We start from the raw sequence: 12,903 nt of genomic DNA on the forward strand, positions 1-12,903 counted from the left end.
ACCCTCCTAGAATTTATAACCACGGTGCAATGCCACAACGCCCGCCGTCAAATTGTAATAATCCACGCTCTCAAACCCGGCGTCCTGCATCATGGCTTTTAAGGTATCCTGATCGGGATGCATACGGATGGATTCCGCGAGATACCGATAGCTATCCGCATCGTTCGCGACCATCGAGCCAATACGCGGTAAAATATGGAAAGAATAGGCGTCATACGCTTTACTCAGCGGCTCAATGATAGGCTTGGAAAATTCAAGCACCAGTAAACGTCCGCCGGGTTTCAACACACGGAACATTGACCGCAGCGCTTTTTCTTTTTCCGTTACATTGCGCAAACCAAACGAAATGGTAATGCAATCAAACGTATTATCAGGGAAAGGCAGAGCTTCGGCATTCGCCTGCACATACTCTACGTTGCCGATCACGCCGATATTACGCAGCTTCTCACGCCCCATTTTGAGCATAGAATCATTAATATCCGCCAGGATAACTTTGCCAGTTTCCCCGACCATACGTGAAAATTTCGCGGTAAGATCGCCCGTACCACCCGCTAAATCGAGAACGGTTTGTCCACGACGCACGCCACTGCAATCAATGGTGAAGCGCTTCCACAAACGATGAATGCCAAATGACATTAAATCATTCATCACATCGTACTTTGACGCCACAGAATGAAAAACGTGGGCCACCATGTCAGCTTTCTGCTCTTTAGCGACGGTCTGAAAGCCAAAGTGCGTCGTTTCTTGTGAATCTTCCACCATCTCAGTGCCTGCTTATCGATAAAAATGTTCAAGAAGTGTAACAGATTGGGCCAATTTGCCCTACTCTGCGCCAGGACTAAACTACTCCGTATGGGTTAACTTAACTGCTGCTTCACCCGTTCATCATTGGGATAATGTTCATCCTGCCGCCCTTCAGGGATCGATCGTAAACGATATTCTTCATCTTGCGTAACGGCCTGTTCCGCTAAATCCGGATTAATCTCGCGTTTGATTTCCACGCCTAGCCCCCGGAAAGCCTCCGCCTGAGCCAAAACGTTGCCACGCCCCGACGCAAGTTTTTTCATCGCCTGGCGGTAGTTATCCTGCGCTTTATCCAGACTCTGACCGATCGCTGACATATCATCAACGAACAGCCGCATTTTATCGTAGAGCTTACTGGCTCTGTCTGCGATGTGCTGCGCATTGCGGCTCTGGTGTTCATAGCGCCACAGGTTGGCGATTGTCCGTAACGCCACCAGCAGCGTCGTGGGGCTTACCAGCATAATGTTATTTTTCAGCGCCTCGGTTATCAGTTCGGGCTGTTTATCTAACGCCAGCAGGAAAGCGGGTTCTACGGGGATAAACATCAAAACATAGTCCAGCGAGCGGAGGCCGGGAAGCTGCTGGTAGTCTTTACGCCCCAGTAAGCGAATATGATTGCGCACCGAGGCGATGTGCTCTTGTAAAGCGGCCTCGCGCGTATAGTCATCTTCAGCGTTAAAGTAACGCTCGTAGGCGACCAACGTCATTTTAGCGTCGATGACCACATCTTTGCCCTGCGGCAAGCGGACGATGACATCCGGCTGCATCCGCGAGCGCGCATCGTTCTCAATACTGACCTGGGTTTCGTATTCGTAGCCTTCACGCAGTCCGGATGCCTCCAGTACCCGCGCCAGCACAACTTCGCCCCAGTTTCCTTGCGCCTTATTGTCCCCTTTCAGGGCGCGCGTCAGGTTGATCGCTTCCTGCGCCATTTGCGTGTTAAGCTGCTGCAAATTACGAATTTCGTGCGCCAGCGTATGCCGCTCCTGCGCTTCTTTGCCAAAACTCTCCTGAACCTGGCGGCGAAAACCGTCCAGTTGCTCACGCAGCGGCGTCAGCAGGCTATTCAGGCTTTGTCGGTTTTGTTCGTCTACGCGACGATTACTGTGTTCAAAGATACGGTTCGCCAGATTTTCAAACTGCTCGCTTAAACGCTGTTCGCTGTTGATCATCTGACGGATTTTGTCTTCCGCGTGTTGCTGAGTCGCTTCCAGACGGGTCGTGACTTCACGCAGATCGGCTTCCAGGGAGGTATTAATACTGTGCAGGCTACGCAGTTCGTTATTAAGTAACTCGCATTCACTGCGCCAGTGCGCTTCTTGCGCTAATTGCTGCCGGGCCGCGCTAAGTTCGATATCCAGCTCACGCCGTTCTTCGATAAGATCGGCGCGGATTTGATCGGCGTGCGCTTTCGTCGCCAGCCAGCCAATCACCGCCCCAGCCGCCAGCGCCACGACGGCGCTTATCATAAGAGTAATATCCACAACACCTCTCCTGGAACCACACTGTCCTGCACAAAATAGAATTGTGCTGTATAAACGTCCAGTTTAAAAGGGATTTCCTGCGAGGCGCCACGCAAAAAGAAAAGGCCGAACGCGTCGGCCTTTGCAAAAGAGAGGAGAATTACAGCAGACGACGGGCCGCTTCCACGACGATTTTCACCGCGTGGCTTTCAGTTTGTTTCATCGTTTCCGCATTCGGAATCTCTTGTTGGGTACGGTTGACGATAACACCCGCCACCATACCTGCGCGTAACCCCTGGCTTGCGCACATGGTTAACAGCGTAGCGGATTCCATTTCGTAGTTCATTACGCCCATCGCCTGCCACTCTTCCATAGAGCCTTTGAAGCGACGCACAACGCGGCCAGAATAGGTGTCGTAACGTTCCTGACCCGGATAGAAAGTGTCGGAAGAGGCGGTTACGCCAACGTGAGTCGTGGCGCCAATCGATTTCGCGGCTTCAACCAGCGCAGTGGTGCAGGCAAAGTCGGCAACCGCCGGGAATTCCATCGGCGCAAAATGCAGGCTCGCCCCATCCAGACGAACGGATGCGGTCGTTACCAGAACGTCGCCGACGTTAATGTGCGGCTGAATAGCCCCCGTGGTGCCGATACGCAAGAAGGTACGAATACCCAGTTGCGCCAGTTCTTCCACGGCAATAGAGGTAGACGGGCCGCCGATACCGGTAGAGCAAACGATAACTGCTTTACCATCCAGCTCAGCGCGCCAGGAGGTGAATTCGCGGTGAGATGCCAGCTTAACCGGCTTATCCATCAGCGCGGCGATCTTTTCCACACGCTCAGGATCGCCAGGGACGATGGCGAGCTGGGCCCCTTGTAAATCGTTTTTGGTGAGGCCGAGATGAAAAACATCAGACTTGGACATATAAAACTCCTCTGTGAATCGGGTTTGTCAGAAGAAGCAAAGAGACACTTTACCTAAGGCATAAAGATATTTTCGTGACAGCCATCACTATGACGTAAAACAATTGCACTCGTTTACCATTAAAAAGTGATGCGCATCACAATAAATAATCAATATCGCCAGGCATTGCACAAAAGATAGCCGCTTTAAGGCAATGTGGTTTGTTACACACTGTCTATAGTTAAGATTGCGCTATTTTTTAAGGGTACGGAGAATACCATGACAACGACACATCCATCCGGCTTTGCACCTGCAGCTTCCCCACTTGCCCCTACGATGATTCATACGCCTGATGGGGCCATTAGCGCGGGGATAACGTCGATCCCCTCTCAGGGCGACGATATGCCAGCCTATTACGCCAGACCAAAAGCGAGCGACGGCGCGCTGCCTGTGGTCATTGTGGTACAGGAAATTTTTGGCGTACATGAACACATTCGCGATATTTGCCGACGACTGGCGCTGGAAGGCTATCTCGCTATCGCGCCGGAGCTCTATTTCCGCGAAGGCGACCCCAATGATTTCGCCGATATACCCACATTATTGAGCGGGCTGGTGGCTAAAGTACCCGATTCGCAAGTCCTTGCCGACCTGGATCACGTCGCCAGTTGGGCTTCGCGCAACGGCGGGGATGCGCATCGGCTGATGATCACCGGTTTTTGTTGGGGAGGCCGGATTACCTGGCTGTACGCCGCGCACAACCCACAGTTAAAAGCGGCGGTAGCGTGGTACGGCAAGCTGGTGGGCGACACGTCACTCAATTCGCCGAAGCATCCCGTTGATATCGCCACCGATCTTAACGCGCCGGTACTGGGTTTATACGGCGGGCAGGATACCAGTATTCCACAGGAGAGCGTGGAAACCATGCGTCAGGCGCTACGCGCCGCTAATGCGAAGGCGGAAATCGTGGTCTATCCCGATGCAGGGCACGCGTTTAATGCCGATTATCGTCCGGGCTACCACGAAGCCTCAGCGAAAGACGGCTGGCAAAGAATGTTGGAATGGTTCGCGCAGTACGGTGGGAAAAAAGGCTAACCACAGCGCATTACGATGTTTGTTGGGCCTACGAGACCGGAGTCGGTGTAGGCTCAACAAATCGTCATCGCCACGTTAGCTATGCTTTACCACAGCATTTTTTATATTTTTTGCCGCTGCCGCAGGGACAGAGATGGTTACGACTGACGGCTCCTGTGTCTTTACGCGCGTCCTGCGCCAGCCAGCGCATGATCGATGCCATCGGATAGCCTTGCGCCAGCAGCTCCCGCCAGACATTCATATACGGCGTAACGTGCTGGAAAAAATGCTTATAGCCCGCACACAAGTAATTATGCGCAGGATGACCGGACGGCGAGACGGCAAAGCGATGCTTCGGACAGCCGCCATGACACGCAAAGCGGTAGTCACAGCGACGACAATCGGCGGTCAGGGTCTCCCGCTTGGCCTCGCCAAACGCAATAGCCCGCTCGCTATTATTTAAGGTTTTGATGCTGTGCTGGTGGATATTCCCCAGCAGATGCTCCGGGTAGACAAAGTGGTCACAGTTGTAGAGATCGCCGTTCGACTCCAACGCGAAGGCATGTCCACAAATCTCGGAATGTACACACAGTACCGGCTGCTGCGCCGTCCAGGCGGCTAACGCCACGTCAAACATCTGCACATAGACGCGGTCTACGTCGCGACGAACCCAGATATCAAAGATCTGGTTGAGAAATTCGCCATATTGCCACGACGGTACCGTCCATGGCGCCAGCTTTGCCGCGCTTTCGCCGGGCATCACCAGATTAAGTACCGATGAGTTATCGGTGCTCATTCGCTCTACCAGCGGGATAAACTGAATAAAACGCGATCCCGCCGCCAGAAGAAATTCGTAGACGTCTGCTGCATGACCGACGTTATGTTTTCCCACGACGGTTAAGGTATTAAAGTCGACATGGTGCGCTTTAAGCCGCGCCATGGCTGCGACGACCTGTTCATGAGTTCCTTTTCCAGCGCGATTAAGCCGATAGTGGTTGTGTAACGACGCCGGACCGTCGATAGAGAGACCGATGAGAAAATGCTGTTCAGCGAAAAAGCGCGCCCACTCGTCATTCACCAGGATGCCGTTCGTCTGCAACGCATGAGTGATTTTTCGCCCATCGCCGTACTTTTCACATAATGCGACAACCCGACGGAAAAACGGTAGTCCCATCATGGTCGGCTCGCCGCCCTGCCAGGCAAAGTCAATGCGGTCGCCACTCTGCGCGGCAATATGCTGGCGTATAAATTGTTCCAGCGTCTCGTCCGACATCCGCCAGTTTTTATTGCGTTCCGGATACAGCGCCTCTTTTTCAAGATAGAAGCAATATGTGCAATCAATATTGCAGATCGCGCCGCCGGGTTTGGCCATTACGTGACAACCAGCTACCGCCATGTCAGACATCTCCGTTAAAAAATAAGGTTCACCAGCGCCATGAGACAATGCGACGTTTATCGTCGCCAGGGAACATAACAGAATGGAAAACCTCGTTTTGTGCTATGAGAGCGCTGGGCGATCATGACAGGAAAAACGATCTGCGAGACAATAGCTGCTTCCAGGGACGCTATCCGCCTGGTTGTCATTCATACGGAGAACCTGTTTATTATCAAGATCGCCAAATAGCCAGATCCTGAAAAGGACAGCGCGGAAAATAAGAAAAAGGGAAATGAGAAGAAAGAGGCGCTGTTAATCAGGTCAGACACGGGCGCTACCCGTCAAAGGGTAGCGCCGCATTGCTGCCGGAGAAACGCAGCGGTCAGGATGGGTTATTTCGCCTGACGCAGATTGTGCGCCGCTTTGACCATGTTCGCTAACGCCGCGCGGGTTTCAGGCCAACCGCGAGTTTTCAGACCGCAGTCCGGATTCACCCACAGGCGTTGTGCCGGAATACGCTGTGCCGCCTTCTTCAGCAGGGCTTCAATCCACTCGACGCTCGGCACGTTCGGCGAGTGAATATCGTACACGCCCGGCCCGATTTCGTTCGGGTAGTCGAACGCTTCGAACGACTCCAGCAACTCCATATCCGAGCGGGAGGTCTCAATGGTGATCACATCCGCATCCAGCGCGGCGATCGAATCCATAATGTCGTTGAACTCGCAGTAACACATGTGGGTGTGGATCTGGGTTTCATCCTTCGCCACCGCCGCGTTGATGCGGAAGGCTTCCACACCCCATTCCAGATAGGCGTCCCAGTCGCTGCGACGTAGCGGTAGACCTTCGCGCAGCGCCGGTTCGTCGATCTGAATAATCCCGATCCCCGCCGCCTCCAGATCCGCGACTTCATCACGCAGCGCCAGCGCAATCTGTTTCGCAATCGTTTCGCGGGTCACGTCTTCGCGGGGGAATGACCAGCAAAGAATAGTCACCGGGCCGGTCAACATCCCTTTTACCGGCTTGTCGGTCAGCGACTGGGCATATTTCGCCCACTCCACGGTAATCGGTGCCGGACGGCTGATATCGCCAATCACTACCGGCGGTTTCACACAGCGGGAGCCATAGCTTTGCACCCAACCATTCTGGGTAAAGACGAAACCGTCCAGATGCTCGCCGAAGTATTCCACCATGTCGTTTCGCTCGGCTTCGCCGTGTACCAGCACATCCAGCCCTAAACGCTCCTGCTCGATGATAGCCTGTTTGATATGTTCGGCGATGCCGGTGCGGTAGTTATTCGCGTCGAGGTTGCCCTTTTTGAAGTCCAGACGCAGGCCGCGAATCTCCGTGGTTTGCGGAAACGAACCGATAGTCGTCGTCGGCCAAGCGGGAAGTTTAAAGCGGGCGCGTTGCGCTTCAGCGCGCACCTCATACGGGTTCTCACGCTGGCTGTCCTGCGCGGTGATCGCCGCCAGGCGTTTTTCTACCGCGGCATTATGTACGCGGCGGGAGTGACGACGAGCCTGAATCGGTGCGCTCCATTCCTCAAGCGCCGCCGTTTCGCCGCTGTTCAGCGCATCGCGCAGCAACGCCAATTCACCGCATTTTTGCAGCGCAAAGGCAAACCAGCTTTTAACTTCCGTATCCAGACGCGTTTCGACGCTGAGATCGATCGGGCTGTGCAGCAAAGAGCAGGAGGATGCTACCCACAGCGCGCGTTTGCCCACAATGGCGTTAATCTGCGCGTATTTTTCGGTCAAATCGGCGCGCCAGACATTACGCCCGTTAATCAAGCCTGCGGAGAGCAGCCAGTCGACCGGCAGACGTTGATGCAGTTCCGCTACATCATCTTTGCCATGAATGAGGTCAACATGTAGCCCCTGTACCGGTAGCGCGATAATAGTGTCCAGGTTTGGCGTCACGCCTTCAAAATAGGTCGTCAGCAACAGCTTCACTTGGCCGGCGAGCGCGTCGTAAGCCGGTTTGAAGGCATCCAGCCACGCCTGCGGCAGTTCCAGCACCAGCGCTGGCTCATCAATTTGGACCCACTCAATACCACGTTTTGCCAGTTCAGCCAGCACGTGCTGATACACCGGCAAAATGTCTTTCAGCAACGTCAGGCGGTCAAACGGTTCGCCTTTCACTTTACCCAGCCACAGATACGTGACAGGCCCCAGCAGTACGGGTTTGATCTTATGCCCCAGCGCCAGCGCTTCGTCCACTTCCTCCAGCAATTGTGTCCAGGTGAGTCTGAACTGCTGGCCTTTGCTGAACTCCGGTACTATGTAGTGATAGTTAGTATTAAACCATTTGGTCATTTCCGCTGCCGCCGCCGGTTCGCCGGTTGGCGCGCGACCGCGGCCAATGCGGAACAGAGTGTCGATGTCCACGGAACCGTCGTTGTTCTGATGACGAGCCGGCACATTGCCTAACAGCAGGCTGGTGGTCAGAACATGGTCGTACCAGGCAAAGTCGCCTACCGGTAACAGGTCAATACCCGCTTGTTTCTGCTGCTCCCAGTGACGCGCGCGCAGTTCGCGGCCCACCGCCAGTAACGCTTCACGCGTTGAGTTCCCCGCCCAGTAGCTCTCTTGCGCTTTTTTCAACTCGCGACGCAGGCCAACGCGAGGAAAACCGAGGGTATGAGTCAATATTGTCATTTTACTTCCTCTAATTATATGTAAATCCTAAGTATTTTAAATTCAGGGAAGGCGGCAAGTTTGCTCATCCCCGGGAGCTTACATCAGTAAGTGACCGGGGTGAGGAAACGCAGCCAACGCACCATCAATTTAAAAGACGACGGATTTTGGACGTCTGGATGTTTACACATCCATAATGTAAAGGTACTGTATATTCCTCAAGCGCAATTTGTTCATGGCGAAGTGAAGGACTTTCATGATCGAAATTAAACATCTGAAAACACTCCAGGCATTGCGGAATAGTGGATCGCTGGCTGCCGCGGCGGCGGTGCTGCACCAGACCCAATCCGCTCTGTCTCATCAGTTCAGCGATCTGGAACAACGCCTTGGCTTCCGCCTGTTCGTGCGTAAAAGCCAGCCGCTGCGCTTTACGCCGCAGGGGGAAGTTCTGCTGCAACTGGCAAACCAGGTGCTGCCGCAAATCAGCCGTGCGCTGCAGGCGTGCAACGAACCGCAGCAAACTCGTCTGCGCATCGCTATTGAATGTCATAGCTGTATTCAGTGGCTGACCCCGGCGCTGGAAAACTTCCGTGCAAGCTGGCCGCAGGTAGAAATGGATTTCACATCCGGCGTCACTTTTGATCCGCAACCGGCCTTGCAACAAGGCGAGCTGGATTTGGTGATGACGTCGGATATTTTGCCGCGCAGCGGGCTGCATTATTCGCCGATGTTTGATTTTGAAGTCCGACTGGTGCTGGCGCCCGACCATCCGCTGGCCAGCAAAACGCAGATTACGCCGGAAGATTTAGCCAGCGAAACGCTGTTGATTTACCCGGTGCAGCGCAGCCGACTGGATGTCTGGCGACATTTCCTGCAACCGGCGGGTATCAGTCCGCTGCTGAAAAGCGTGGATAATACGCTACTGCTGATTCAGATGGTGGCGGCCAGAATGGGCATTGCCGCCCTGCCGCACTGGGTGGTGGAAAGCGTTGAGCGCCAGGGTCTGGTGGTGACCAAAACCCTGGGTGATGGTCTGTGGAGCCGCCTGTATGCCGCCGTGCGCGACGGCGACCAGCGTCAGGCGGTGACCGAGGCGTTTATTCGCTCGACGCGGGATCACGCCTGCGATCATCTGCCGTTTGTGCGGAGCGCGGAGCGACCCATTTTCGATGCACCCACAGCGAAGCCAGGATCACAGCCGCGCCTGTAATAAAGCTTGGCCAGTGGGGCTGCTGATGCCAGATGGCAAGATTAACCAGCAGTCCTGCGGGAACATGCATATTATTCATGATACCCAGCGTCCCGGCGTCTACCTGGGTAGCGCCATAGTTCCACATAAAGTAGCCAATGCCGGACGCCACCACGCCGAGAAACACCAGAATGCTCCATTGCAGCGTGGTTTCCGGCAGCTTTTGCGCGTTCCCCAACAGCGACCACGCCACCGCCGCCACCAAAAACGCCCCCAGATAGAACCATGCAAAGGCGTTGTGCTGCGGCATGGGACGGGTCTCCATCAGACGTTTATACCCCACCATTCCGATAGCGAAACTGATATTAGAAAGCTGCACCAGGAGCAAACCGACCCAAAAATGGTCGGTCACGCGATCGTAGCGAATAATCCCGGCGCCAATCACCGCCAGCAACGCGCTAAATGCATAGCCCCAGCGCAAACGACGCTGACTCATCACATCGTAAATCAGCGTGATATAGAGCGGCGTCAGAACGGTAAACAACAGCAGTTCGGATACGGTCAGGTAGAGGTAAGCATGGAAGCTCAACATATACATGATGCCAAGCTGCATCGCCCCCACCAGCATATACAGGCTGATGGTTTTTAGGTTGTGCCCGCGAGAACGCAAAAACGGCAGAAAAACGAGCGCCGCCAGCCCAACGCGTATCAGCACCGCGAAATAGCTATCGACATGCCCGGCAAGATACTCGCCAAATAGACTAAAGGAGAAAGCCCACAGGATAGTGGTAATGATGAGTAGCGCCACAATGGATGTCTCTTAGAACAGGGAACACCCATTGTAGCGGAGAGTGAAGTTGACAACTGGTCAACTAACAAACAATCACATCAGCGTAAGAAAAGATCGCGCAGGTAATGCGGCACGGCGTTATCCGCGTTGATGCCGATCACCTCAAGTTCGGGATACAGGTCTTTCAGACGCTGGTGCGCATTGCCCATGATGCAGCCTTTGCCCGCCATCGTGAGCATTTCAGCGTCGTTCATTCCGTCGCCAAAGGCGATACACTCTTTCAGGCTGTACCCCATCGCATGAGCGACCGCTTCCAGCGCATGACCTTTCGACACTCCGCCCGCCATCACTTCCAGACAGGTTAGCGTAGAGAAGCTCACGTTTACCCGATCGCCCCAGCGCGCGTTAATCGCCTGCTCCAGCGGCAACAACTTTTCATGAGTGTCGCTGGTGAAAAACACTTTGCTGACGCCCTCCGGCTCCAGCAGCGCAGGCTCAAACAGCGAATAGTTAAATACCGCCTCTTTGAAAAAACGCATTTCATCGGGGCGATGACGATTCATAAACCATTCGTCGTCGCGATAAACGTTAGTCACGATGTCCGGGTTCGCATTCACCACCCCGAACAGATCGCTGGCAATGTCGCTGTCCAGATTATGCGTAAAAACCAAATTCCCGTCGGTATCGTGCACTCGCGCGCCGTTGGAGGTGATCATGTAAGACTTGATTTCAAGATTATCGCGGATTTGCCCTACATCGACATGATGACGACCAGTGGCAAAGACAAAATGGATGCCGCGTGCGGTCAACAGCTTCAGAGTCTCTTTGGCATAAGGGGACAACGTATGGTCGGGGGAGAGCAGCGTGCCATCTAAATCAGACGCAACAACCTGATACATAATAAAATTTAACCTCTAAGCAAAGCGATTTCCGCTGGATAAATTAGGCTTGTTGAAAAATTCAACAATGGCGTTAAGCGCGACTGAGCGCATGGCGTCCTTTTCAAAAAGGATCTCATGGTACGCGCCTTTGATAACCAGCGGTTTTCCCCCTTCACAAGGGTATCCCGCCGCGGCGCGAATTTCACAAAAACGATCGTGGGTGCGGTTATCCACTACCCGCTCTTCTTCCGCCTGAATCAGTAGCGTAGGCGTCGTGTCATCGCTCGCCCCAGCCAGTACCTGCTCACCCGCCAGAATGCCTTCGCGTACCCAATGCCAGGTGGGGCCGCCAACGCGCAGCTGCGGCTCGTCGGCATAAAATCGTAAGTTGCGCTGATAACGCTGGCGGCTGTGGGTCAGCGCATTCATCCCAAACGGCAACGCCCGCCACTGACCGGTACCAATAGCGTAATCTTCACGGATACGCTGGTGCCCTTCGGCCCAGTCGAGAATATGGCGCACCATAAAGGAAGGCAAGCGTATCACAATACCAAACATCGGCGCGGTGAGCGCAATAGCGTCGCACCGCACACGATGGCGTTGCAGGAACAGGGTGGCTATCGCCCCCCCCATTGAGTGCGCCAGGATATAACGCTTACGCCACGGCCCCGGCTCAATTTCCTGCTGCCAGAACGCCGCTAAGTCCTCAACATAATCGTTAAAATGATCAACATGACCCCGATGCGGGTCCGATAACATCCGCCCGGAGCGCCCTTGACCACGGTGGTCGATGATGAAGATATCAAAACCGAGATGAAAAAGGTCATACGCCAGTTCAGCGTATTTTACATAACTCTCAATGCGGCCAGGACAAATGACGATCGTCCGATCGTTGGAATCATTTCGAAAACGGACAAAGCGCACCGGAATGTTATCCACGCCGATAAACTCCGCCTCTTCCCGCTGACGCCAGAAATCGGTCAGCGGCCCCATAGCAAAAGCGGCAAACGCATTTTCTCTTGTTTCCCAGTCATTTTGCTGCTGAAACATCGGGTTTTCGGCCTCGTTTACCAGGTAAAATCGTTTTTTGCGTCGTGCCTGACACAACACAGCGGCAGTAGCGTATTGTGGCACAAAAACAGACAACCAGGGAGTTTCGCATGACCTTTGAATGGTGGTTCGCCTATCTACTGACCTCAACTCTGTTGAGTCTTTCTCCGGGTTCAGGCGCCATCAATACCATGACGACGTCTATCAACCATGGATATCGTGGCGCAGCGGCTTCTATCGCCGGACTCCAGACCGGGCTGGGGATACATATCGTACTGGTGGGCGTCGGACTGGGTACGCTCTTTTCGCGCTCTCTCCTCGCTTTTGAAATTCTGAAATGGGCTGGCGCGGCTTATCTTATCTGGCTGGGTATCCAGCAATGGCGCGCCGCAGGCGCTATCGATCTGCATACTCTCGCCCAGACGCAATCGCGGGGTCGACTGTTCAAACGCGCGGTCTTTGTCAATCTAACCAATCCCAAAAGTATTGTCTTTCTTGCCGCCCTGTTTCCGCAATTCATCATGCCGCAGCAACCGCAACTGGCGCAGTACCTCATTCTCGGCGTCACTACGATTGTGGTGGATATGATTGTGATGACCGGTTACGCCACGCTGGCGCAGCGCATTGCCGCCTGGATTAAAGGACCAAAGCAGATGAAGGCGCTGAATAAAGCGTTTGGTTCGTTGTTTATGCTGGTAGGCGCGCTCCTGGCGTCGGCAAGACACGCGTGATAGTCGTGCCGG

General features: G+C 54.1%; 11 protein-coding genes. 3 read left to right on the forward strand and 8 right to left on the reverse strand.

Going from position 1 to position 12,903, the window contains the following annotated elements; translation table 11 throughout:
* Positions 1 to 6: 6 nt before the first annotated feature.
* The 3 genes from ubiE to udp all read right to left on the reverse strand — a co-directional run bounded on the left by ubiE (position 7) and on the right by udp (position 3,189).
* Positions 7 to 762: a bifunctional demethylmenaquinone methyltransferase/2-methoxy-6-polyprenyl-1,4-benzoquinol methylase UbiE gene (gene ubiE, locus HU143_RS22015; protein WP_000229009.1), complete on the reverse strand. Its 756-nt coding sequence runs from the start codon at positions 760 to 762 to the stop codon at positions 7 to 9.
* A gap of 95 nt (positions 763 to 857) precedes the next feature.
* Entirely contained in the window at positions 858 to 2,288 is a 1,431-nt protein-coding gene (rmuC, locus tag HU143_RS22020; protein ID WP_017442069.1) for a DNA recombination protein RmuC, read from the reverse strand.
* A 139-nt stretch (positions 2,289 to 2,427) separates the two neighbouring features.
* Positions 2,428 to 3,189, reverse strand: a complete 762-nt coding sequence (udp, locus tag HU143_RS22025) for a uridine phosphorylase (protein WP_000045169.1) — start codon at positions 3,187 to 3,189, stop codon at positions 2,428 to 2,430.
* A 258-nt stretch (positions 3,190 to 3,447) separates the two neighbouring features.
* Here udp and HU143_RS22030 point away from each other — a divergent pair, with 258 nt between their 5' ends.
* Entirely contained in the window at positions 3,448 to 4,260 is an 813-nt protein-coding gene (locus HU143_RS22030) for a dienelactone hydrolase family protein (protein WP_000213959.1), read from the forward strand.
* 79 nt (positions 4,261 to 4,339) lie between these two features.
* Here the strand turns inward: HU143_RS22030 and HU143_RS22035 are convergent, their stop codons facing one another.
* Positions 4,340 to 5,683, reverse strand: coding sequence for an anaerobic sulfatase maturase (locus tag HU143_RS22035; protein WP_023227028.1), 1,344 nt, complete (start codon positions 5,681 to 5,683; stop codon positions 4,340 to 4,342).
* Between the two features lie 323 nt (positions 5,684 to 6,006).
* Positions 6,007 to 8,271 (reverse strand): 5-methyltetrahydropteroyltriglutamate--homocysteine S-methyltransferase, encoded by a 2,265-nt coding sequence (gene metE / locus HU143_RS22040; protein ID WP_000154179.1) that lies wholly within the window; start codon positions 8,269 to 8,271, stop codon positions 6,007 to 6,009.
* A 235-nt stretch (positions 8,272 to 8,506) separates the two neighbouring features.
* Between metE and metR the strand changes: the two genes are divergently transcribed.
* Complete coding sequence (gene metR / locus HU143_RS22045) at positions 8,507 to 9,460, forward strand: HTH-type transcriptional regulator MetR (protein ID WP_000569786.1); 954 nt, start codon at positions 8,507 to 8,509, stop codon at positions 9,458 to 9,460.
* Here the strand turns inward: metR and HU143_RS22050 are convergent.
* From HU143_RS22050 to pldB, 3 genes are all read right to left on the reverse strand, one after another.
* A complete protein-coding gene (locus tag HU143_RS22050; protein WP_001196254.1) occupies positions 9,348 to 10,247 on the reverse strand; it encodes a carboxylate/amino acid/amine transporter in 900 nt (299 codons plus the stop codon). The two genes, metR and HU143_RS22050, sit on opposite strands and share 113 nt — an antisense overlap.
* 80 nt (positions 10,248 to 10,327) lie before the next feature.
* Positions 10,328 to 11,128, reverse strand: coding sequence for a sugar/pyridoxal phosphate phosphatase YigL (gene yigL / locus HU143_RS22055; protein WP_000285336.1), 801 nt, complete (start codon positions 11,126 to 11,128; stop codon positions 10,328 to 10,330).
* Positions 11,129 to 11,143: 15 nt separating this feature from the next.
* The gene (gene pldB, locus HU143_RS22060) at positions 11,144 to 12,160 is read right to left on the reverse strand and encodes a lysophospholipase L2 (protein ID WP_000487680.1); all 1,017 of its coding nucleotides are present in this window, start codon (positions 12,158 to 12,160) and stop codon (positions 11,144 to 11,146) included.
* A gap of 110 nt (positions 12,161 to 12,270) precedes the next feature.
* Between pldB and rhtB the strand changes: the two genes are divergently transcribed.
* Positions 12,271 to 12,891: a homoserine/homoserine lactone efflux protein gene (gene rhtB / locus HU143_RS22065; RefSeq protein ID WP_000142524.1), complete on the forward strand. Its 621-nt coding sequence runs from the start codon at positions 12,271 to 12,273 to the stop codon at positions 12,889 to 12,891.
* The last annotated feature ends 12 nt before the right edge of the window (positions 12,892 to 12,903 follow it).

Origin of the sequence: Salmonella sp. SJTUF14076 (assembly GCF_015534835.1) — a bacterium.
GTDB lineage: Bacteria > Pseudomonadota > Gammaproteobacteria > Enterobacterales > Enterobacteriaceae > Salmonella > Salmonella enterica.